Annotated in this window: 19 protein-coding genes; 9 read left to right on the top strand and 10 right to left on the bottom strand. The window is 45.4% G+C overall.

Annotated features, from left to right (window positions below; genetic code table 11):
* The first annotated feature begins 10 nt into the window (after window positions 1-10).
* The 4 genes from Q0R52_RS07055 (at window position 11) to Q0R52_RS07040 (ending at window position 6303) form a co-directional block, all read left to right on the top strand.
* On the top strand, window positions 11-895 hold the full coding sequence (locus tag Q0R52_RS07055; RefSeq protein WP_295793421.1) for a cupin-like domain-containing protein: 885 nt from the start codon (window positions 11-13) through the stop codon (window positions 893-895).
* A 268-nt stretch (window positions 896-1163) separates the two neighbouring features.
* Window positions 1164-4472 carry a preprotein translocase subunit SecA gene (gene secA / locus Q0R52_RS07050; RefSeq protein WP_295793419.1) on the top strand — a complete coding sequence of 1103 codons (3309 nt, stop codon included), beginning with the start codon at window positions 1164-1166 and terminating at the stop codon, window positions 4470-4472.
* A 192-nt stretch (window positions 4473-4664) separates the two neighbouring features.
* Complete coding sequence (locus tag Q0R52_RS07045) at window positions 4665-5126, top strand: SPOR domain-containing protein (protein WP_295793417.1); 462 nt, start codon at window positions 4665-4667, stop codon at window positions 5124-5126.
* The gene (locus Q0R52_RS07040) at window positions 5119-6303 is read left to right on the top strand and encodes a M20 family metallopeptidase (protein ID WP_295793415.1); all 1185 of its coding nucleotides are present in this window, start codon (window positions 5119-5121) and stop codon (window positions 6301-6303) included. Before Q0R52_RS07045 ends, Q0R52_RS07040 begins: the two co-directional genes overlap by 8 nt.
* A 93-nt stretch (window positions 6304-6396) precedes the next feature.
* On the opposite strand, the gene Q0R52_RS07035 is transcribed toward Q0R52_RS07040, so the two are convergent.
* The 3 genes from Q0R52_RS07035 to asnS form a co-directional block, all read right to left on the bottom strand.
* The gene (locus tag Q0R52_RS07035) at window positions 6397-6768 is read right to left on the bottom strand and encodes a VOC family protein (RefSeq protein WP_295793413.1); all 372 of its coding nucleotides are present in this window, start codon (window positions 6766-6768) and stop codon (window positions 6397-6399) included.
* 166 nt (window positions 6769-6934) lie between these two features.
* Complete coding sequence (locus Q0R52_RS07030; RefSeq protein ID WP_295793412.1) at window positions 6935-7522, bottom strand: SRPBCC family protein; 588 nt, start codon at window positions 7520-7522, stop codon at window positions 6935-6937.
* 60 nt (window positions 7523-7582) lie between these two features.
* A complete protein-coding gene (gene asnS / locus Q0R52_RS07025; RefSeq protein ID WP_295793410.1) occupies window positions 7583-9034 on the bottom strand; it encodes an asparagine--tRNA ligase in 1452 nt (483 codons plus the stop codon).
* A 171-nt stretch (window positions 9035-9205) separates the two neighbouring features.
* On the opposite strand from asnS, the gene Q0R52_RS07020 reads away from it, so the two are divergent.
* Window positions 9206-10069 carry a DMT family transporter gene (locus Q0R52_RS07020; protein WP_295793408.1) on the top strand — a complete coding sequence of 288 codons (864 nt, stop codon included), beginning with the start codon at window positions 9206-9208 and terminating at the stop codon, window positions 10067-10069.
* Here Q0R52_RS07020 and Q0R52_RS07015 read toward each other — a convergent pair whose 3' ends face one another.
* Both Q0R52_RS07015 and Q0R52_RS07010 read right to left on the bottom strand, forming a co-directional pair.
* Window positions 10070-10543 carry a DUF6252 family protein gene (locus Q0R52_RS07015; protein WP_295793406.1) on the bottom strand — a complete coding sequence of 158 codons (474 nt, stop codon included), beginning with the start codon at window positions 10541-10543 and terminating at the stop codon, window positions 10070-10072.
* A 145-nt stretch (window positions 10544-10688) separates the two neighbouring features.
* Window positions 10689-11159 (bottom strand): DUF6252 family protein, encoded by a 471-nt coding sequence (locus Q0R52_RS07010; RefSeq protein ID WP_295793405.1) that lies wholly within the window; start codon window positions 11157-11159, stop codon window positions 10689-10691.
* 125 nt (window positions 11160-11284) lie between these two features.
* On the opposite strand from Q0R52_RS07010, the gene dnaG reads away from it, so the two are divergent.
* The 4 genes from dnaG (at window position 11285) to Q0R52_RS06990 (ending at window position 15525) form a co-directional block, all read left to right on the top strand.
* Window positions 11285-13210: a DNA primase gene (gene dnaG / locus Q0R52_RS07005; RefSeq protein ID WP_295793402.1), complete on the top strand. Its 1926-nt coding sequence runs from the start codon at window positions 11285-11287 to the stop codon at window positions 13208-13210.
* Between the two features lie 262 nt (window positions 13211-13472).
* The gene (locus Q0R52_RS07000; RefSeq protein ID WP_252790137.1) at window positions 13473-13841 is read left to right on the top strand and encodes a YraN family protein; all 369 of its coding nucleotides are present in this window, start codon (window positions 13473-13475) and stop codon (window positions 13839-13841) included.
* 7 nt (window positions 13842-13848) lie between these two features.
* Entirely contained in the window at window positions 13849-14934 is a 1086-nt protein-coding gene (locus Q0R52_RS06995; RefSeq protein ID WP_295793399.1) for a glutaminyl-peptide cyclotransferase, read from the top strand.
* Between the two features lie 195 nt (window positions 14935-15129).
* On the top strand, window positions 15130-15525 hold the full coding sequence (locus Q0R52_RS06990) for a DUF805 domain-containing protein (RefSeq protein ID WP_295793397.1): 396 nt from the start codon (window positions 15130-15132) through the stop codon (window positions 15523-15525).
* A 31-nt stretch (window positions 15526-15556) separates the two neighbouring features.
* Here the strand turns inward: Q0R52_RS06990 and Q0R52_RS06985 are convergent, their stop codons facing one another.
* The 5 genes from Q0R52_RS06985 to mfd form a co-directional block, all read right to left on the bottom strand.
* Window positions 15557-15883, bottom strand: coding sequence for a type II toxin-antitoxin system PemK/MazF family toxin (locus Q0R52_RS06985; RefSeq protein WP_295793394.1), 327 nt, complete (start codon window positions 15881-15883; stop codon window positions 15557-15559).
* The gene (locus Q0R52_RS06980) at window positions 15877-16131 is read right to left on the bottom strand and encodes an AbrB/MazE/SpoVT family DNA-binding domain-containing protein (protein WP_252790133.1); all 255 of its coding nucleotides are present in this window, start codon (window positions 16129-16131) and stop codon (window positions 15877-15879) included. The genes Q0R52_RS06985 and Q0R52_RS06980 overlap by 7 nt, the downstream gene beginning before the upstream one ends.
* A 170-nt stretch (window positions 16132-16301) precedes the next feature.
* Entirely contained in the window at window positions 16302-17822 is a 1521-nt protein-coding gene (locus Q0R52_RS06975) for a Gfo/Idh/MocA family oxidoreductase (RefSeq protein ID WP_295793392.1), read from the bottom strand.
* A gap of 7 nt (window positions 17823-17829) precedes the next feature.
* Window positions 17830-18510, bottom strand: a complete 681-nt coding sequence (locus Q0R52_RS06970) for a DUF1080 domain-containing protein (RefSeq protein WP_295793390.1) — start codon at window positions 18508-18510, stop codon at window positions 17830-17832.
* A gap of 139 nt (window positions 18511-18649) precedes the next feature.
* Complete coding sequence (mfd, locus tag Q0R52_RS06965; RefSeq protein WP_295793388.1) at window positions 18650-22003, bottom strand: transcription-repair coupling factor; 3354 nt, start codon at window positions 22001-22003, stop codon at window positions 18650-18652.
* Window positions 22004-22143: the final 140 nt, after the last annotated feature.

Raw genomic sequence — 22143 nt, 5'->3', positions numbered from 1 at the left:
TTAAACAGTTATGGTTGCTGAGCAAGCGAAATCTAAAGCCAAAAATAACGGTGGCATGTCAATAGACAAGCGTACTAACCTGTCGCACGAGGAATTTATTAGCGAATATGTGAGTAAATCGCGCCCGGTAATATTAACCGATGCCGCAAAGGATTGGAAAGCTATGGGCAAATTTACGCCCGAGTTTTTTAAGAAGAACTACCCGGCTGTTACCAAAACCATTAACGGCGTTACCTACCGTATGGACGACTTTATCGACCATATGTTGGTTGCCAACGCCGATAATAAGGCGCCTTACCCGTATAACTTTGATGTGCAGAAGGTATTCCCCGAGCTGATGGCCGACTTTTTACCCGAGATAATTTATGGCAGCCTCGACCGGATCAACCACCCGCTCATGCCGAAGAAATTATTACAGGGCACCACCGTTTACGAAATATTTTTAGGCGGCAATGGCAGCAGTTTTCCGTTTTTGCATTTTGATGCCTTGTTTATGCATACACAGATTACGCAGATATACGGCTCTAAAATATTTATCATGTACCCGCCGGACCAGATCCCGTACATGTACCCTTACCCTGATAACCCGAAATTTTCGCAGGTAAATTTTGATAATCCTGATTATGAAAAGTTCCCGCTATACAGAAAAGCAACGCCTATAGAAGTTACCGTTGAAGAAGGGGAAACCATATTGTTTCCGTCGGGCTGGTGGCATACTACCCGTATAACCGAGCCTTGTATCTCATTGGGTCGCGCACAGTTAAACGGTTACAACTGGGATAACTTTATCCGCGACCGCTATGTTAACTGGAAGAAAAAAATATCCTTTGGAGCACTGCCCGTATTGGCTTATGGCAAAATTGTGGGCAGTATAATGGCTGCACAGGACAAGTAGATAATTGCACCGTTTTTAAAGCGGTGATTTTCAGATTAGATATTTTTAAATTAAAATAGTTTGATATAATCCTTTAACCTGTTAAGCAGGTTAGAGGATTTTTTATTTTACAATCACCGTAATCAGCCAAAACCAGCCGTTGATAATCGGTGAAATCGTTCCAAAATCGTCTCAAAGCCAAATCAAAATCGTAGCTTTGCCTGTCATAATGACTCAAAATTTGCCGTGGCGCAATTGTTGAGTTTGTTGCAACAGATATAAAAATAGCATGTTAGATTTTATAAGTAAGCTTTTCGGAAGCAAATCAGTTAGAGACGTTAAAGGCATAATGCCCATAGTTGAAAAGGTAAAGGCTGAATTTGCCAAAATTGGCGATTTGACCAACGACGAGCTCCGGGCCAAAACCATTGGTTTTAAAGAAACCATTGCCGAAGTCCTCGCCCATATTGACAGCGAAATAGCTGCAATTAAAGAACGAACCGACGATAATCCCGACCTCGACGTAAACGAAAAGGTTGAACTATATACCCAGCTTGATAAACTGCAAAAAGACCGCGATAAAGAGCTTGAAGTGATATTAATGCGCATTTTGCCCGAAGGTTTTGCCGTGGTTAAAGAAACCGCAGCCAGGTTTAAAGCCAACAAAACCATCGAGGTTACAGCCACACAGTTCGACCGTGACCTGGCTGCACGCAAATCAAACGTAATTATTAAGGGCGATAAAGCCATCCACCACAATACATGGTTAGCTGCCGGCAACGAAGTTACCTGGGATATGGTACACTATGATGTACAATTGATAGGCGGTATAGTATTACACCAGGGTAAAATATCGGAAATGGCTACGGGCGAAGGTAAAACATTGGTAGCTACGCTGCCTGCTTACCTTAACGCGCTATCAGGCCAGGGGGTACACATTGTAACAGTTAACGACTATTTGGCACGTCGTGACTCTGAATGGATGGGCCCGCTTTATGAATTCCACGGTTTATCGGTTGATTGTATTGATAAACATGAGCCAAATTCAGACGAGCGCCGCCAGGCTTATATGTCTGACATTATATTTGGTACCAATAACGAGTTTGGTTTTGATTACCTGCGTGACAATATGACACGTAGCCCCGAAGAACTGGTACAAAGAAAATTACACTATGCCATGGTGGATGAGGTTGACTCAGTGTTAATTGACGATGCCCGTACACCATTAATTATATCAGGCCCTATCCCACGTGGCGATGAGCACGAGTTTTATGAGCTGAAACCACGTATAGAGCGTTTGGTTAATGCACAAAAAGCCTATGTAAATGGCGCCCTGAACGAAGCCAAAAAGTTAATTGCAGAAGGCAAAAGTGGTCCTGAAGAAGGCGGCTTAGCTTTATTGCGTGCTTTCAGGGGTTTGCCAAAAAGCAAGGCGCTGATAAAATATTTGAGCGAAGGCGGCAACAGGCAGCTGTTGTTGAAGTCGGAAAACCATTACATGCAGGACCAAAGCAAGGAAATGCACAAGGTTGATGCCGAACTATTTTTTGTTATCGACGAAAAAAACAACCAGGTTGAACTTGCTGAAAAAGGTATCGAGTTAATTACTGCATCGGGTGAGGATCCAAACTTCTTTGTGATGCCTGATGTTGGTACCGAAATTTCGGATATCGAAAAGTCAACCCTGCCGTCTGAAGAGAAAGTTTCCCGTAAAGATGAGCTGATGCGCGACTTCTCCATCAAATCCGAACGTATACACTCGGTTAACCAGTTGCTAAAGGCTTATACTCTGTTTGAAAAAGATACAGAATACATTCTTGACGAAGGCAAAGTAAAAATAGTTGACGAGCAAACAGGCCGTGTGCTTGATGGCCGCCGCTATTCCGATGGTTTGCACCAGGCTATTGAGGCGAAGGAAAATGTGAAGGTTGAGGATGCAACGCAAACTTTTGCTACCATTACCCTGCAAAACTACTTCCGTATGTACCACAAGCTTTGCGGTATGACGGGTACTGCTGTTACCGAAGCAGGTGAGTTTTGGGAAATATACAAGCTGGATGTAGTTGAAATACCAACTAACACCAACATCAGCCGCGACGACAGGCAGGATTTGGTTTACCGCACCGTGCGTGAAAAATATAACGCCGTTGCCGAAGAGATAGCTGCCCTTACAAAGGCAGGTCGCCCGGTATTGGTGGGTACCACATCGGTAGAAATTTCGGAATTATTGAGCCGTATGCTTAAGCTGCGCGGTATTAAGCACAACGTATTGAACGCCAAGCTTCACCAAAAGGAGGCGGATATTGTGGCGGAAGCAGGTCAAACGAGCACCGTTACCATAGCTACCAACATGGCTGGTCGTGGTACGGATATAAAATTAGGCCCTGGCGTTAAAGATGCCGGAGGTTTGGCAATTGTTGGTACGGAGCGCCATGAGTCGCGCCGTGTTGACAGGCAGCTGCGTGGTCGTGCAGGCCGCCAGGGCGACCCAGGTTCGTCACAATTCTTTGTGTCGTTGGAGGATAACCTGATGCGTTTGTTTGGTTCTGAAAGGATCAGCAACCTGATGGTGAAAATGGGTATTGAGGAAGGTGAAGTAATTCAGCACTCCATGATATCAAACTCGATTGAGCGCGCGCAGAAGAAAGTGGAAGAAAACAACTTTGGTATACGTAAACGCTTGCTGGAGTATGACGATGTGATGAACTCACAGCGTACCGTTATTTACGCTAAACGTAAAAACGCACTGTTTGGCGAACGCCTGGAGGTTGATATTAACAACACCATTTTTGATGTGGTTGAAGATGTAGTAACCGAATACAAGGAAAGCAACAATTATGAAGGCTTTACGCTGGAAATGATCCGTTTATTTTCTGTTGATGTGGAAATATCACACGATGATTTTACAGCTAAAAATATCAACGGCATAGTCGACATAGCTTTTGCCGAAGTAAATGAATTTTATAAACGCAAGCACGATGCCATTGCGCAGCAGGCTTACCCAGTATTAAAAGATGTTTATGATACCCGCGGCGATTATGTAGAAAATATCGTGGTACCATTTACTGATGGCATCAACGGCATACAGGTTTCGGTTCCGCTTAAAAAAGCCATTGCCAACAAGGGCCAGGAAGTGTTTAAATCATTCGAGAAAAACGTTACCCTGTACCTGATTGACGATGCTTGGAAAGAGCACCTGCGCGAGATGGACGAGCTGAAACAATCGGTACAAAATGCTGTTTACGAACAAAAAGACCCGTTGTTGGTTTATAAGTTCGAGGCGTTTAACCTGTTCCGCGGCATGCTTGCAAGCGTGAATAAAGATTTGGTGAGCTTCCTGTTCAGGGGGGGTATACCAACCCAGCAGGAGCCCGACGAAATACGCGAAGCAAAACCACAGCCAAAGCTGGATTTGAAAAAAATGCGTACCTCGAAACCCGAACTGGTAGGCGAAGCCAATGGCGTACCTATGATGGATATGCGTGAAACACAAAAGGCAACGCCTGTACGTGTGGAGCAAAAAATTGGCAGAAACGACCCTTGCCCATGCGGTAGCGGTAAAAAGTTTAAAAACTGCCACGGTGTTGGGCAGGCATAAGGACTGAAGCAAATATTAAAGCGTCATTGCGAGGAACGAAGCAATCTCTGCACAGGACAATCAAGAACCGGGATGCTCAGGGTGAACAATACCGCCACAAGCTGTTTGGCCACTATGTAGTTAAAGGTACATGATTTGCAGTCCGCCAGTTGGCGGATCGTTCCTCGCAATGACGGGAATTGTTATATAACTATGAAAAATGCACTATCTTATAAAAAAGCTATACTTAGCCATATAAGGTGCTGCATTTTTTTTATGGCGATTTTTTTACCGGCCATGGCCTTCGCCCAAACTCGTGGCAAGGTTGAAGTAATCAAAGACCCTTTGATTGATACGTTGATGGCGCGCCGTGCATCGCTTGGCGCAATTAAGGGCATACCCGGCGTTGAAACAGGCAGCGGTTACCGTGTGCAGATATTTTTTGGATCGAGCAGGCAGGCGGCTTATGACGCACAGGCAAAATTTAACGAGGAATACCCCGAATACCGTACCTATGTTAGCTATACCGAACCAAACTTTAAAGTTCGCGCCGGCGATTTCCGTACCCGGTTGGAAGCGCAAAAACTAGCTGGTGAAGTACGTTCCATGTTTACCAGTATTTTTATTATCTCCGATAGAATAAATCTCCCCAAAACCGACCAGCCCAATGATTAAAGAGCAGATTCAGCAACTGTCTAAAAATATTTTTGATGATACCGTGGCCAACCGCCGCCACCTGCATTCGCACCCCGAGCTTTCTTTTCAAGAGGTGGAAACATCGGCATTTGTTGCAGGTAAGCTGGAAGCTTTAGGCCTTACCTACCAGCGCATGGCGGACAATGGGCTTGTGGCTTTAATAAAGGGTGATAAACCATCAGACCAGGTAGTGGCCCTGCGTGCCGATATGGACGCGCTGCCTATTACTGAGGCTAACGATGTGAGTTATAAATCGCAAAACGTAGGTGTAATGCACGCCTGCGGCCACGATGCGCACACGTCTTCATTACTGGGGACGGCTAAAATATTAACCGAATTAAAAAGCCAGTTTGGGGGCACCGTAAAGCTTATTTTTCAGCCTGCTGAAGAAAAACTTCCCGGTGGCGCCAGCCTGATGATAAAAGAAGGTGTGCTGGAAAATCCGAAGCCACAGGCTGTAATAGGTCAGCACGTAATGCCGCTGATTGAAGCGGGCAAAGTGGGTTTCCGCGCGGGCAAATACATGGCATCGACCGATGAGCTTTATGTTACTGTACGCGGCAAAGGCGGCCACGGCGCACAGCCACAACAAAACATCGATCCTGTTATTATAACTGCACACATGCTCACCGCATTGCAGCAAATAATAAGCCGCTTTGCCGACCCTAAAAGCCCCTCAGTGCTTTCGTTCGGTAAGGTAATAGCCAATGGCGCAACCAACGTTATACCCAACGAAGTATACCTGGAAGGCACCTTCCGCACCATGGACGAAAAATGGCGCAATGAGGCCCACATAAAAATGAAAAAACTGGCTGAGGGCCTTTGCGAAAGCATGGGTGCAACCTGCGAATTCAATATTGTGCGCGGCTATCCTTTCCTCATCAACGAAGAAAAACTAACCGCCAGCACCCGCGGTCACGCCGAAGATTACCTGGGCAAAGAAAACGTGCTCGACCTTGACATCTGGATGGCTGCCGAAGACTTTGCCTACTACTCGCAGGTAGCCGATTCATGCTTTTACCGCCTGGGTACCCGCAACGAAAGCCGCGGTATCACCTCATCGGTACATACCCCAACTTTCGACGTGGAAGAAACTGCATTGGAGTTAAGCACCGGCTTAATGGCTTATCTGGCGGTTAAGCAGTTGGGAAATTGAGTTTGGGGAGTTCACAGTTGATCCCGGACATTATTGAGCAGTTGCCGCGTACTCGTTTCGAACGTGCGTTTTTAATCTGTAAAAACAGTTTAATCATCCTTCCGTTAACGATAAAACATTACCATCCACATCCTTAAACCAGGCTACTTTAGCACCGCCTGGCGAAGTCCATATACCGAGGTCGTCCTGTTCCATAAAGCCATACGTTTCGCAATAAACTCCTTTTGCATTAAGCGCCCGGATGGTGGCAGCAATATCATCAACGTTCCAGCCAACAGCAGTAAACAGGTGCGGCGTTAATTCAGGGACGGTGATTACCCTTAACAAAGTTCCGTTCGAGTTAAATTCAAGCGCGTAGGCATCTTCGGACAATAGGGTTAAACCCAATACATCGCGATAAAATATTTTTGCTTCGGAAGGCTTTGTGGTGGGCACAAAGGCTTTGATAGTTTGGTTATTCAACATGATTACACGGATTAAAATATGATTACACTGATTTACTAACCGTTATCAAAATTAAAACAAAAATCCCCTTTGTCATTCTGAACGCAGCGAAGAATCTTATACTGCCAATAGGTATCCATGGGAAAGGTTATGTTCATACTCGTGAAACGTAATTAGCGAAATCAACTCAATCAGCGGTTTCGGCAGACTCTTTTATTACCCTATTTCTCTCCAGCAACAGCTTCTGCATATATCGCCCTAAAAAAAGAAAATTCACCAGCCTTCCCAATCTCCCGTAAGGGGATTCAAACGCAAAAATATCCTTCATCACCGTCTGGTTATTCACTGCAAAAAACAAATGTTCGTGCCTGAAGCCTTTGAATGCGCCGCTAACCATCTCGTCGGTAAAATGGCTGGGATATTCAAATTCAGTAATTTTTGAGGTGAGATTTTGCCAGATGCCGAAATGCTTTGCCCGCCAGGTTACCGTTTCGCCCAACTCGATCAGCCCGCTGGTGCGCCCGGCAATAGCCTGCTCGCCGGTTTGCTTAGTCGATTCAATGTGCAAATCAATGCTGCGCGACAAATCAAAACACCGCCCGATGGGGGCATTGATTGGGGTTGATAACTCTATCTGCGTTACATTTCCCGGAGTAAAAAGCCCCTTTGATACCGCCAGCGCATAGCGGTAACCGCGTCGCAATTTAAAACGAACAGTGTTTGACGGATATACATGGCGACGGGGTTGCTTCGTCGTTCCTCCTCGCAATGACATAGTTTATTATTTAATTCAATAAGGAATCAACGAAATCAGCGAAATCAAAACAATCAGCGGTTAAAATTCCGCATTCTTCGGATATCTTGGAAAAGGAATAACATCCCTGATATTACCCATACCAGTTACAAACAGCACCAAACGTTCAAAGCCCAGCCCAAAACCAGCATGCGGACAAGCGCCAAACCTGCGGGTGTCCAAATACCACCAAAGCTCGTCTTTAGGGATGCCCATCTCGTCCATGCGTTGTTCCAGTTTCTCCAAACGCTCCTCACGCTGTGAGCCGCCCACAATTTCGCCAATGCCGGGGAACAGGATATCCATAGCGCGAACAGTCTCGCGGCCGTTTGCATCAGGCTCGTTCTGGCGCATGTAAAAGGCCTTTATTTCTTTAGGGTAATCGGTTAATATTACCGGCTTTTTAAAGTGCTTCTCTACCAAATAACGTTCGTGCTCCGATTGCAAATCCGTTCCCCAACCTTCAACCGGGTATTGGAATTTCTTCTTCTTGTTCGGGGTCGATTCTTTTAAAATATCAATGGCCTCGGTATAAGTAAGGCGCTCAAAATCGTTATCCAAACAAAACTGCAGCTTTTCGAGCAGGCTCATTTCTGAACGTTCGTTTTGCGGTTTCTGCTTTTCCTCTTCCGCCAGGCGTTGGGTTAAAAACTCAATGTCTTCAGCGTTTTTGTCGAGCGCGTATTTTATAACATATTTCAGCATGTCCTCGGCGAGGTCCATGTTATCGTTCAGATCGTTAAAGGCAACCTCGGGCTCAATCATCCAAAACTCGGCCAGGTGGCGGGTGGTGTTTGAGTTCTCGGCGCGGAATGTTGGACCGAAAGTATAAATATCGCTCAAGGCCATAGCACCCAGCTCGCCTTCCAGCTGACCGGAAACCGTGAGGTTGGTAGCCTTGGCAAAAAAGTCCTGCGAAAAGTCAACTTCACCGCTTTCGGTTTTTGGCGGGTTAGCTAAATCAAAGTTGGTAACGTGGAAAGTCTCCCCTGCACCCTCTGCATCCGATGCGGTAATAATGGGCGTATGCAGGTAAATAAACCCGCGCTCCTGGAAAAACTGGTGTACTGCAAAAGCCAGGCTATTACGCACCCGGAAGATAGCGCCGAATGTATTGGTGCGGAAACGCAGGTGAGCGATCTCGCGCAAAAACTCCAGGCTGGGGCGGTTTTTTAATTGCAGGGGATATTTCTCCGGGTCGCAGTCGCCCAGTATTTCAATGTCTTTTGCAACAATTTCTACTTTTTGGCCCTTGCCCAAACTTGCAATCAATTCGCCGGTAACGCTGATAGCAGCGCCAACGGTAATGCGTTTCAGCAGGTTTGGGTCGGTGTTTTCAAAATCAACAACAATTTGAATGTTGTTATTAGTTGAGCCATCATTTAAAGCAATAAAACGATTTTGACGGAAGGCGCGTACCCAACCGTTAATTTTTATATCGATACCTGTTTGTTCGCTTTCTAATAATGCTTTGATCTTTATCCGCTGGCTCATATTAAAATATTTGAGGGGCAAAAATACGATTATTTGGGGGTTGTCTGAATCAGAATTTTCAGAATTAGAGAATTAGCGGGATGATGCTTAAAATGTTGATTGAAAATCCATTCTGAAAATCTTTCAATTCTATAAATTCTGATTCAGACTATTGTTTAAGTTTGTTTCACCATGAATCCAAAAGCAAGCCTTATTGTCGGCATCCTCTGTATTTCGTTTTCGCCAATATTTGTAAAGCTCGCCGGCGGCTCGCCAATTACATCAGGGTTTTACCGCATATTTATTGCCTGGTTTTGCCTGCTGCCGTATTGCCTGGTAAAAGGAAATCTTAAAATTGCCCGTAAAGATTTAATGGTGGCCCTTCTTGGCGGCATAGTATTCGCCCTTGATATTGCGGTTTGGAACCTGTCGCTTACCAAAATATCTGCAACCGTATCAACCCTTATTGCCAACCTGGCCCCTGTTTGGGTTGGGTTGATGACCTATTTTATATTTAAAAAGGCCACCGGCCGCCTGTTTTGGATAGGCACTTGCGTAGCTATTACCGGTATGGTTATTTTGGTGGGCTACCAACACTTATTTGCCCTCGAACTTAATGCTGGTATATTACTTGCATTGCTGGCCAGCCTGTTTTATGCCATTTATATTGTGATAACCCGTGGCATCCTCCAAAATATAAGTACCGTAACATTTATGTTTTACAATATGCTGGCGGGCAGCGTGTTTCTATTTTTGATCAACCTGTTCCTGCATAATCAAATGGTCGATTTTTCCCTGTCAACCTGGCTTTGCTTTTTAGGCATGGGTGTACTTTGCCAACTGGCCGGATGGTTAACCATCAACCACTCGCTGCGGTTTTTGGAATCGACCAAAGTGTCCATCGCCTTATTGAGCCAAACTGTAATCGCAGGTTTTTTAGCTATATTTTTACTGAATGAAACACTGGAATTAAATGAAATAATTGGCAGCGCAATTGTTTTGGCAGGTATAGCAGTTACATTTTTGAGACCAAAGAAACAGGTGGCCGTATCTTAATTACTGCGGCATCACGGCGTAAAATTTCCCTTCGGTAAAGCTTAATTTATCAGGCCCGGCACCGCTTACTTTCACAAAGTTTAACAGGAAAGTGCCGTTAACAATATTGGTAGCCACGTTAAAATCGCGTATGGTAACGGTGTTGGTTAAAGTGGCGTCAATTTTATAATTGCCGGTAACCGCGTCCATACCTATGGTGGTAAAGTAAACTGCCTGGCCCGGTTTAATAGTATAGGTGCCTTTTGACAGCGCTTTTAAATTAAAATACAGGGTTTCTTCGCCGGTTGCCTTAAAGCCGCCTACCTGCACCGAGTCTTTACCGGCAAGGTAGCCTGCAAAAGGCCGGCCCACCCAGGCCTGGCCATTTTTAAAGGCGCCCATAAAAAGATCGGTTACCACATTTTGGTTGTCTTTTTTGCACCCTGTAAATATCAGGCAACAAATAAAGGGTACGGCAAGTAATAGCTTTTTCATATCACAAATAATTAACCAGGTACTATTTAAGTTAATTACGTAGAATTAACGCGTTGCGATACAGGAGACTATAAATTTTTAAACGTGGACGCATTAACCAGGTCAAAAGATTCCGGGTTCTGCTTTAAAAGCAATGGCGCTAATATTATTCGGGGAGTTTTACACGAAAGCTACTGCCGCCAAACGTAAGCTGGACATATTCGGTGATTGAATTTTTCAGCATGTAAAAATCGCCGCTGCCCGATATGATATTGTTTTTGGCATCGTAGCTGCTAATAACCAATTTGCTGTGTTGAGTTGTGTCGAGGCGGTAATCGCTGGTTAGCGCATCCATGCCTATGGTAGTAAAAAATTTGGCCTGACCGAGTGTCAAAGGATAGGTGCCGGCGCCATTAAATTTGATATCGATATAAAGTTGTTCTTCGCCAGTGGGTCTGAATGCTGTTATCCTTAAACTGTCCCCGAGAATTTTAGCGGCGGAACCCTGGGCACCCCAGTCGACGCCGTTTTTGCTGGAGTTAAAATAAAAATCCTGGCGTATTACCTTAGTGTCCTTATGGCACGATGAGATAATTACACAAACAGCACAACAAACTACGGATAATAATTTTTTCATGTTTACAGGATAGCATTTTTAAACAATACGGTAAAGTTAGCAAAATGCTACAGGTTTAAAATTAACCGGGTTAACAAACGCTAAAAAAGCTATTTTTGTGTAACACAAAAACACCGTATTTATTAATGATTATCAAATCGACTATCGACCGTATTATGGAAGCCACAGATATTGTGGAGGTGATAGGCGAATTTGTGCAATTAAAAAAACGTGGCGCCAATTATGTGGGGCTTTCGCCGTTTGCCAATGAACGTACGCCATCTTTCACGGTATCGCCGGCCAAAGGTATTTTTAAAGACTTTTCGTCGGGCAAAGGTGGTTCGGCCGTTACGTTCTTAATGGAACTGGAGAAATTCAGCTATCCTGAAGCCCTGAAATGGCTTGCAAAAAAATACGGCATCGAGGTTGAGGAAACGGTAGAATCGACGGAAAACCGCGAAGAAGAAAACCGCCGCGAAAGCCTGATGATCGTAAGCGGGTATGCTGCCAAATTTTTTCATGAAAGCTTACTGGAGACCGAAGAAGGCAAAAGCATCGGACTGAGCTATTTTAAAGAGCGCGGTTTTACAAACGATACCATAAAGAAATTTGAACTTGGCTACTCGCCCGACCAGTGGGAAGCCTTTACCGGCCAGGCACTGAAAGACGGCTACCAGGAAGATTTTATGGTGGAGACCGGCCTTTCGGTTAAGCGCGACAATGGCTCGCTGTACGACCGTTACCGCGGCAGGGTAATGTTCCCTATCCATAGCTTCACCGGCAGGGTAATTGCCTTTGGTGGCCGCACGCTAAAAAACGACAAGAACGTCCCCAAATATGTAAACTCGCCGGAATCGGAGATTTATCATAAATCGAACGTATTATACGGGCTTTACTTTGCCAAGAAAGCTATCCGCGAGGAGGATAACTGTTATTTGGTGGAGGGTTATGCAGACGTGCTATCAGTACACCAGGCTGGTATTGAAAATGTTGTGGCCTCGTCAGGCACATCATTAACCGTTGAGCAGATACGCCTGATCAGCCGCTTCACCAAAAATATCACCATTTTATACGATGGGGATGCCGCGGGCATAAAAGCATCATTGCGCGGGCTGGATATGATTCTGGAAGAAGGGCTGAACGTAAAAGTTGTGCTCTTCCCCGATGGCCACGACCCGGATTCATTCGTACGCAACTTTGGCACCAACGGGTTTAAAAAACACATAGCCGATAACAAGAAGGATTTCATCCTTTTTAAAACAGATATACTGCTAAAAGAAGTAGGCAACGATCCTATAAAAAAAGCAGAAGTTATACGCGAGATTGTTGAAAGTATTGCCAAAATACCAGATTCGATAAAGGCATCGGTGTTTATCAAGGAGTGTAGTTACCAGCTGCAGATTGATGAGCGCGCGCTGTTGTCTGAGCTCAACAAAATGCGTACTGCCAAAGCCCGCAAGGACTCGCAGCAACAGCAGAATGCAAGGCCAGCACCGGTTGATGAACCCCATTTTTTTGATGAGCCGCAGGAACGCGTTGAACGGGAAGATGCAACACAGGAGAAAGAGATCATCCGCCTGCTGCTTTTATATGGTAACAAAGTTATCGACTGGGACGGCATCGCCAATACTTATATTGGCCCCTTTATGATTGCTGAACTGAGCGATGTAGATTTTGATTACCCGGCCGCCAAAAAGTTCACTGAAATATACCGCCGCGAAGTGGAAAACGGGGTGTTGCCTGATGAGCAGTATTTTATCCATTATGCCGATAAAGAAATTGTTGACTTAACGGTAACCCAGATAGCCACCAAGTACACCCTGAGCGAAAACTGGTACGAGATGCACAAAATTTTGGTGCCCGATGAACAGGCCAATATGAAGGCCACCATACTTGGCGCTATTTTTCACCTCAAAAAGCATAAGATTGGGAAAATACTGGAAGGACTGCGCAAGGAACTGCAAACAACCAGCGTTGAGGCCGACCAGGAAATACTGCTAAACCAGTATATGCACATGAAAAAGGTGGAGAAAACCATTTCGGATTATTTGGGCTCAGTAATTTTGAAATAATATACATGCGGTACCTATATCTCTTGGCAGTTTTGTTTTGTGAGTTTCTTTTATTTAAACTTCTTGTACTGTTAGATAGCGCTACGTATTTAGTCCCGATATTTACTTTAATTTTAATAGCAGGTGCCCTTTTAATCGCAGTAAACAACAGCCAAAGTAAATTTATAAAAGACTTGGGTTGGGGTATGATAGGTGCCGGCTCAATTGGAGTTTTTTTAGTGGTTGGTTTTTTTATATGGGTAGCGTTCAATTTTTCTAAATAATGGCAAAACACCTCGACCTTGGTCGCCGGGGCGAAAGCCTGGCAAAAGAGCACCTGGAGAAAACAGGCTACGAAATTTTAGACGAAAACTGGACGCACGGGCGTTTGGAGGTTGACCTTATTGCGTATAAAAATAAGGTGATTATATTTACCGAAGTAAAAACCCGTACAGGCAACTGGTTTGGCGAGCCCGAGGACTTTGTGGATGCCCGCAAACAACGCCTGCTGGTTGATGCCGCCGATGAGTACCTTTACCTGATGAACCACCAGGGCGAAGTGCGGTTTGATATTATATCGGTTTTATTTGACAAAAATAACAATTACACACTAAAACATATAGAAGACGCGTTTTGGCCAACAGCCATGTAACATCATCATGAAATTAAAATACAACATACTATTTGCAGCAGCCATTCTATTGGCTTTTGGCTGTGACAGTTGCAAAAACAAAAGTACGGACGACACCAATATTACCGTAAGTCCTGAAGCAGGCACATCATACAAAACCGGCGATGTGGTACAGGTGAAAGCGCATTACGCCGCAAATGTGAAAGCCGATTCTATTGTGTTTTTGGTTGACTCCGCACGGGTTGGGGCAAAGAAAGACTCCGGCGCTTTTGCGTTAAAAACCGACAGTATGCCGGTTGGTCCGCGCGTAATAACCGCCCGGGTTTACTCAGGAGGAAAACCGCAGGAGTCATCAACCAATATTGTGCTGATGCCCGCCAAAGCACCGGTTGAGTATACCTTTAAAGTGGAGAAAACCTTCCCGCATGATACCAGCTGCTATACCGAAGGACTGATATACCAGGATGGCGTTATTTACGAGAGCGGTGGCGGTACGCCCGCAGATGGTAATGGCCAGTCGAGTTTGCGGAAAGTTGATTTGACCACCGGCAAAATCCTGAAAAAAGTAATGAACGATACCAGCATATTTGCCGAAGGGATATCGATTGTAGGTGATAAGCTGATCCAGTTAACCTGGAAATCAAAAATTGGTTATGAATACAACAAAGACTCTTTCGCACTGCTAAAAACTTTCCCCAACAACGTGGGCGTTGAAGGTTGGGGCCTATGTTTCGACGGCAAGAGGCTGTATATGGACGACAGCACCAACCGTATCTGGTTTTTAGACAAGGATAATTACCGCCAAACAGGCTCAATTGATGTGTATGACGATAAAGGCGCAGTTACTAAAATAAACGAACTGGAGTACATTGAGGGTAAGATTTATGCTAATATCTGGACTACAAATAATATTATCATTATCGACCCAAAAACAGGCGAAGTAATAGGAAAAATTGATCTGACCAACCTGTACCCGGAAAAGACCCGCAGGGTCGGCGCCGATGTATTAAACGGCATTGCCTATGATGCTGCCACTAAACGGATTTTTATAACGGGTAAAAAGTGGCCGAAGATGTACCAGGTTACTTTTACGCCTAAAGGTGGAACGAAGTAAAAACACGGTCGGTCATGGCGAGGAACAGCCTGTCCTGAGTTATTCGGGAAAGCCATCTCTACAAAGGACAGTCACGAATCCTTATTTCTATGGTGACCTGGATGCGGCATATGGGTGGTCGTTGAGAGCCCTTTTGATGAAAATACTTGAACTTCGGCTGGAATTATCTATCTTAGACTAACCTTTCGCGCTATTATGTTCAAAAATATCTTTTCTTTCTATGGCCGCATCAGGCGCACCGAGTTTTGCCTCAGCTTGCTCATGTGGTGGACTGGATATTTCATAATATTGTATTTTTCGGAAGGTTTCGACGGCGAAAAAATTGTATTGCTGGGGCTCATACCGCTTATATGGTTCAGACTTACCCAAAGCGCCAAAAGATGCCACGACCTTGGCAATAGCGGCTGGTGGCAACTAATCCCCTTTTATGTTTTATGGCTGATGTTCCAGGAAGGGAGCAGAGTATATAACGAGTACGGCGAAAGTCCAAAACCGCCCAAGCAGTTTAGCGGATTTGATTACCGGGAGCCTGTTAATAATAGCAATGCTTTTCAGCAATCATCACGTGCGGATGATAAGCCGGTGAGCTAACCCGGGAGCAAAGTGATTAAGCGAGATGAAATTATTCGTAACTAAAAAAATCAGCCAATTTTTGACAGACCATTCGGTTTGTTGGTTCATCCATTTCCCCAAGCTTTTTTATCAGCCTTAGCTTCGAAACGGAACGGATATGGTCCAATGCTATTTGCCCGGTTTTATTTTGGAAAGTACAGTTTACCCGTTGCGGATATGGCTTGATGGCCGATGTCATTGCGGCAACGGTAACCGTTGCCAGTAATTTATTCACTTCATCGGGCGAAATAATAATACAAGGTCTGGTTTTGCTGATTTCGCTACCTACTACCGGATTTAGATCAACCAGCCAAATCTCAAAACGCTTAATTACCATTGCCACTCCTGTTCTGTCAGATCATCATTAAAACCTTCCAATAATTCGTCATCAGGTTGATGGCCGGCTTTAATAGCTGTAGCTAACTGCTCCTCCCAGCCTTCGCGCGATTGGCGTTTTGATTTAATAAGAATGCCTTTTTCAGTAGGATTAATTTCTATATTATTTGAAAGCTCATATTGTTGTATAAGCGACTTTGGTAGTCGTATACCATAGGAGTTGCCGATTTTAATAAGCTTGGTTTCCATAGTATAAAGTTAGCACAAAGTAATTACAATTAAAGTATTATTATTTTAAACGAGTAATTCGTCCGGGCGCGTCACGTTACTTGCCGACAAATTTTCTCCTCGTTCGTTGTCGAAATGACACGGGAAGGAGAGAGCTCAATCCAACTTAATGAACCTAATCAACCACTTCACTACAACTTAATCTCACCCCATCCCTTCCGGTATTCCCGTTTAATATATTGGTTTGCCGGTTCAAAGTTGGTGATGCGCATGTTTTCGCCATCCCATTTAAGGGCAGTATAGCGGCCACTGAATTTGTAGCCTTCCATATTACCGTAAACGGGGTCGTTGCGTTTTATTTTCTCCTGTATGTTAAAGGTGCGCAGCAGCAGGTTGCCCATCAGCACGGTTTCGGTAAGCGGTCCGGCATAACCCACAAACGGCGAGTCGACCTCCATTTTGCCATACCCGGCAATACTGGCATCAACCCATTGCCACCAATGGCCATCCATACCGCCTTCAATACGTGGATATTTTTCGGGGACATGGATATCCTTATTCAAACTCAATGGCAATAATCGCGGGTGACTGCCACCCCAACCGCAACTGGCCTTACCCTTAGAACCAATAAAAAGTGTGCAGCCCTCAAAATCATTTTCGGCTGGTATATCGCCCAGGGCCTCATTTTGGTTGAGGCTTGGGTCAAGCTCGCCCAGCCGCTCCGGCGTAATGCCGCCATCCATCCAGTATAAATCAAGCGTTTTGCCGTTTTGCTGGGTAAACTTAAATTTAATACTGCTTGATACCGGCCCGCTTTCGGGATAAATACCTTCTTTAAATATGCCGCTGTACACCGTACTTGCGCTGCCCGATACCTCGGTAGGATAGCCCAGGCCCAGCAACTTAAATGGCGGCCCCATTATATGGCAACCCATATCGCCAAGGGCACCGGTGCCAAACTCCCACCAGCCGCGCCAGTTAAAAGGCACCAGGTTATCTATATAATTAGTTTCTTTAGCGGTACCCAGCCACAAATCCCACTTCAGTTCCTTCGGCACCTGTGGCCCTGATTTTGGCCAGCTGATACCCTGCGGCCAAACCGGGCGGTCGGTCCAGCAATAAACTTTTTCAATATCGCCAAGCAGACCTGCTTCTATCCATTCGCGCAGGGTACGCATGCCGTCGCAGCTGGCGCCCTGGTCGCCCATTTGGGTAACCACCTGGTATTTTTTGCTTGCCTCGGTTAATATGCGAGCCTCGTAAATGTCATGTGTTAGCGGTTTTTGCAGGTACAAATGCTTCTTCAGTTGCATAGCACTTAAACCAACAATGGCGTGGTTATGGTCGGGGATGGCAACGGTAACCGCGTCAAAGTTTTTGTGCTCCTTGTCAAACATCTCGCGCCAGTCGTGGTAAAACTTCGCCTTCGGGAACTCTTTGCGGCGTGCGGTTGCGGGGCGCTCATCCACATCGCATAAAAAAGCTATTTCGGCATTCTTTTTCGGCGCGGTCGCATAATGGTGAATGTCGTTTTCGGCCTCGCCTCCGGTGCCAACAGCAGCAATGTAAAGCTTGTCGCTGGGGGCGGTGTAGCCGGTGCCGCCCAGCACGTAACGGGGTACAATGTAAAAGCCTGCAGCGGCAACTGCCGCTTTTTTAATAAAGTCGCCGCGGGTAATGGCGGAGGGAGTGGTTTCTTCTTTCTTTTCCATAGCGATTTTATTTATGCAAAGGTTTTACAGAAACTTCCTTAAAAAATACCACATCATCATTGCCATGATTTTGCAGACCTATGTAACCCTCCAGTGGCCGCGGACCACGCCATGGTTCAAAGTCAAACTTGCGCTTCGGGGTTGGCTGGCCTTCGGTATAGTCGGTAACCTTTTGGCCGTTAACGGTAACAATGGTACGCAGGCCGTCGAGGGTAATTTCCATGGTATTCCACTCAGGGCCCGGCTTGCCGGGTTTGGCCAGTGGTTTAGTAAGTGAGTACAAGGTGCCGGTTACGTGGTATTCGTCTTCTTTTGATGTTTCGGGATGGTTGTCGATTTGAACTTCGTAGCCATAAAATACCGGCATCCATTCTTCGCGCGGCTCAATAGGTATGCGTATAAACACGCCGGAGTTACTGTTAAACTTTTCCATTTTATATACCACGCGTATTACGCAATTGCTGAACTTTTCTTTGCTCCAGTACTCCAAACCCATGCCGCCATGGCTGCCGGTTAAGCCATCCTTAACGTAGCGACTGCCGGGGCCAACGTGTTTCCAGCCGTTGTTTAAATCCTTGCCGTTGAACAGTTGCCGCCAGCCGTTTTTGTCTTGCGCTTTAGTGCCCGCAGCCGAAAATAAAAGAACAGTAATACAGCCCGCGCGAAATAGGTGTTTGATAATTTTCATATCCAGGTATAGAAAGTGGTTTATAATTGGGAGAAACTAATGTACCTGCTTTTTTTGATTGTTGCAATAACACATAAAGGAATAAGCAAGGTGAGAGACGAAAAAAATAAGATTAATGAGGCAAGATCCAGAGGAACAGCTACACCCCTACAACTTCACCAACATCACTCAACAAAACAACCGCCTGGTCAATACTATTCACGCCTTCAATACTCAGGCGTAGTGTGTTCTTAACCTCTTTTAAGTTGGTGCGCCTTGGGTTGGCTTGCACAAAGCGCAATACATTACGGAATGCCTCCGTTTCAAAATAGGGCGATTGCTGGTCGGTGATGAAATAGCCACGCAACACATTCTTTTTGAGGGATATTTTCTCGAAGCCGATTGATTTGCCTAGCCATTGCAAGCGCATGGTGTTCAGCAGGTCGTTTACTTGTGGCGGGATAGGGCCAAAGCGGTCGTGCAATTGCTGCTGGAAAGCAACCAGTTCGGTTTCGTTTTCCAGTTTTGATAGTTCAGTATACAGGTTATAGCGCTCGGCTATGCTGGTTACATATTCATCGGGGATGAGTATTTCCTGGTCGGTATCAATCTGGGTAAAGGCAATGAACGGCCGCGGCTTATCATCCGGGAATACGCCTTTAAATTCATCTTCCTTCAGTTCCTGTATGGCCTCGTCCAATATCTTATGGTACATCTCGAAACCGATTTCGGCAATAAAACCACTTTGCTCGGCACCCAGCAGGTTGCCGCTGCCGCGGATGTCCAAATCGCGCATGGCCACGTTAAAGCCGCTGCCCAAATCGCTGAACTCCTCGATTGCGCTCAAACGTTTCCGGGCCTCGCTGGTAAGCGTTGATAACGGCGGACTCAGCAAATAGCAATATGCCTTCTTATTGCTCCGCCCAACGCGACCCCGCATCTGGTGTAAATCACTCAGCCCAAACATGTGGGCATAATTGATGATGATGGTATTAGCGTTAGGAATATCCAGCCCGGCCTCGATGATGGTAGTTGCTACCAGCACATCATATTCGCCGTTTACAAACTTCAGCATCACATCTTCCAGCGCATCGCCTTCCAGCTGACCGTGGGCTATACCAATGCGCGCTTTTGGTACCAACTTGTGTATCATGCCGCCAAGTTGTGGTAAATCGGCAACGCGGTTATGGATAAAAAACACCTGTCCACCCCGGTCAATTTCGTGATCAACAGCTTCCTTTATCAGCGTATCGTTAAATACATGCAATTCGGTAACAACAGGCTGCCGGTTTGGCGGCGGGGTTGATATAATGGATAAATCCCTCGCGCCCATCAGCGAAAAATGCAGCGTACGCGGGATCGGAGTTGCTGTTAACGTAAGCGTATCCACATTGGCACGCATTTGTTTCAGCTTTTCCTTAGTGCCCACCCCGAATTTTTGCTCCTCATCGATGATCATCAGCCCCAAATCCTTAAACTTTACATCCTTGCTCACCAGTCGGTGCGTGCCGATGATGATGTCGACCTTGCCGTCTTTCAGCTTCTCTAAAGTTTCCTTTATCTGCTTGCTGCTTTTAAAGCGGTTTACGTAATCGATGTTTGCGGGGAAACCCTTTAACCTGTCGGTAAATGTTTTGTAGTGTTGTGCAGCCAGGATAGTCGTAGGCACCAAAATGGCAACCTGCTTGCTGTCGGCAACCGCTTTAAACGCTGCACGGATAGCAACTTCGGTTTTGCCAAAACCCACATCGCCGCAAATCAGGCGGTCCATAGGGTGCGGCGATTCCATGTCCTTCTTAAGGTCGGCAGTGGCTTTTTCCTGGTCAGGGGTATCCTCGTAAATAAATGAGGCTTCCAGTTCGGTTTGTAAGTAACTGTCGCGACTGAATGCGTTGCCCACCTGTGTTTTACGGATAGCGTAAAGCTTAATCAGGTCGCGCGCTATGTCTTTAACTTTTTTTTTTGTTGTTTTCTTCAGCCGTTCCCAGGTATCAGTACCAAGCTTGTTCATTTTGGGCATGTGCCCTTCTTTGCCGCTGTATTTGCTGATGCGGTTTAACGAATTGATGTTTACATACAGCAAATCATTATCGGCATATACCAGGCGAATCATCTCCTGCATTTTGCCGTTTACCTCCACTTTCTCCAGCCCGGCGTATTTGCCTATGCCATGGTCAATGTGGGTAACGTAATCGCCGGCCTTTAGCTCACGCAGCTCTTTCAGGGTGATGGCCTGCGAGCGCTGGTAGCCCTTCTTAAGCTTATATTTATAGTAACGGTCGAAAATCTGGTGATCAGTGTACCAAGCCAGTTTTTGTTCCCTGTCCACAAAGCCCTCCCGGATGGAAATACTTATGGGTGTAAACTTCACCGTCTTATCCAGATCGTCCAATATGGCATAAAGCCGCTCCACCTGCCTGGCCGAATCGGTAAGGATAAAATTTTCAATCTTATCCGTTTCGTTATTCTTAAAATTATGTATCAGCAGCGTAAAATCTTTATTGAAAGATGGCTGCGGACGCATATCGAAATTTACCGCTTTGGCATCGTTGTAAAAAAACTGTTTGCCAAACTCAACCAGCGGAAAATCATGCAGCTGGTCGGCTATTAGTTTTTCGTCGGTAAAAGAAAATTTAGGGTCTATCCAATCCTGGTTTTGATTTTTTTCATCAGCAGACAAGGCTTTCCACAGTGTGTTGGCTTTTTTAAACCCGCTTTGGATAATATCCAGCGTAAACTGTACATCTTTTATCCAAACCTGGGTACCGGCATCTACATATTCCAGCAGGGATATATTGCTTTCCGTTAAAAATTTCGATTGTACGTTAGGTACTATCGTAATGCTTTTCACCTGCTCAACAGATAGCTGGCTCTCGATCTCGAAGGTACGGATGGACTCAATTAAATCGCCAAAAAACTCGACGCGGTAAGGCAACTCGTGCGAAAAGGAAAATATATCCACAATGCCGCCGCGGATAGAAAATTGCCCCGGCTCGTAAACAAAATCAACCCGGTCGAAATCATATTCCACCAAAAACTCGTTGATAAAATCAATCCCAAGCTTGTTGTTTACCGAAATTTCTAACGTGTTTTTTTCGAGCGATGCGCGGTCAATCACCTTTTCGGCGAGGGCTTCGGGGTAAGTAACTATCAGTTGGCCAAACTCCGACGAGTGGTTCAGTTCATTCAACACTTCGGCGCGGGCCAAAACATTGCTGCTGTCGGGTTGGGTAAATTCAAATGGTTTGCGGTACGATGAAGGGAAAAGCAATACTTCCTTACCGGTAAGGTTTTCTAAATCGGCCTGGAAGTAGCCGGCCTCTTCGCGTTCGGGCAGCACAAAAATCATGTGCTTATGCTGCAAAAAATACAATGCTACCGCAATGGCCGCATCACTTGATCCGACTAAACCTCGCAGCTGTACCCTTGGATTTTTTGAACTATTGAGCGCTTCCGCCAACGTTTTTACCCGGTCATCAGCCTTATATCTATCTAATATATCACGGATATTCAAAACTGCCGCAAATATACGCAAAAAAGGCGCTTGAATAAATGACGGCTGGCACTTGAAAAATTATTGCAAACAATATTGCGCTATAATTACTTTTAAGTAGTAAATTAGTGTAATAGAGATTAGAGATCGGAGGTTAGAGA

Source organism: Mucilaginibacter sp. (assembly GCF_025359345.1).
Taxonomy (GTDB): Bacteria; Bacteroidota; Bacteroidia; order Sphingobacteriales; family Sphingobacteriaceae; genus Mucilaginibacter.
This window is presented reverse-complemented; position numbering and strand designations above follow the sequence as displayed.

Excerpts from the sequence above, each read along its gene's own strand:
- Q0R52_RS07055 (WP_295793421.1), top strand. The coding sequence starts at position 11 with ATGGTTGCTGAGCAAGCGAAATCTAAAGCCAAAAATAACGGTGGCATG.
- secA (WP_295793419.1), top strand. The coding sequence starts at position 1,164 with ATGTTAGATTTTATAAGTAAGCTTTTCGGAAGCAAATCAGTTAGAGAC.
- Q0R52_RS07045 (WP_295793417.1), top strand. The coding sequence starts at position 4,665 with ATGAAAAATGCACTATCTTATAAAAAAGCTATACTTAGCCATATAAGG.
- Q0R52_RS07040 (WP_295793415.1), top strand. The coding sequence starts at position 5,119 with ATGATTAAAGAGCAGATTCAGCAACTGTCTAAAAATATTTTTGATGAT.
- Q0R52_RS07035 (WP_295793413.1), bottom strand. The coding sequence starts at position 6,768 with ATGTTGAATAACCAAACTATCAAAGCCTTTGTGCCCACCACAAAGCCT.
- Q0R52_RS07030 (WP_295793412.1), bottom strand. The coding sequence starts at position 7,522 with ATGTCATTGCGAGGAGGAACGACGAAGCAACCCCGTCGCCATGTATAT.
- asnS (WP_295793410.1), bottom strand. The coding sequence starts at position 9,034 with ATGAGCCAGCGGATAAAGATCAAAGCATTATTAGAAAGCGAACAAACA.
- Q0R52_RS07020 (WP_295793408.1), top strand. The coding sequence starts at position 9,206 with ATGAATCCAAAAGCAAGCCTTATTGTCGGCATCCTCTGTATTTCGTTT.
- Q0R52_RS07015 (WP_295793406.1), bottom strand. The coding sequence starts at position 10,543 with ATGAAAAAGCTATTACTTGCCGTACCCTTTATTTGTTGCCTGATATTT.
- Q0R52_RS07010 (WP_295793405.1), bottom strand. The coding sequence starts at position 11,159 with ATGAAAAAATTATTATCCGTAGTTTGTTGTGCTGTTTGTGTAATTATC.
- dnaG (WP_295793402.1), top strand. The coding sequence starts at position 11,285 with ATGATTATCAAATCGACTATCGACCGTATTATGGAAGCCACAGATATT.
- Q0R52_RS07000 (WP_252790137.1), top strand. The coding sequence starts at position 13,473 with ATGGCAAAACACCTCGACCTTGGTCGCCGGGGCGAAAGCCTGGCAAAA.
- Q0R52_RS06995 (WP_295793399.1), top strand. The coding sequence starts at position 13,849 with ATGAAATTAAAATACAACATACTATTTGCAGCAGCCATTCTATTGGCT.
- Q0R52_RS06990 (WP_295793397.1), top strand. The coding sequence starts at position 15,130 with ATGTTCAAAAATATCTTTTCTTTCTATGGCCGCATCAGGCGCACCGAG.
- Q0R52_RS06985 (WP_295793394.1), bottom strand. The coding sequence starts at position 15,883 with ATGGTAATTAAGCGTTTTGAGATTTGGCTGGTTGATCTAAATCCGGTA.
- Q0R52_RS06980 (WP_252790133.1), bottom strand. The coding sequence starts at position 16,131 with ATGGAAACCAAGCTTATTAAAATCGGCAACTCCTATGGTATACGACTA.
- Q0R52_RS06975 (WP_295793392.1), bottom strand. The coding sequence starts at position 17,822 with ATGGAAAAGAAAGAAGAAACCACTCCCTCCGCCATTACCCGCGGCGAC.
- Q0R52_RS06970 (WP_295793390.1), bottom strand. The coding sequence starts at position 18,510 with ATGAAAATTATCAAACACCTATTTCGCGCGGGCTGTATTACTGTTCTT.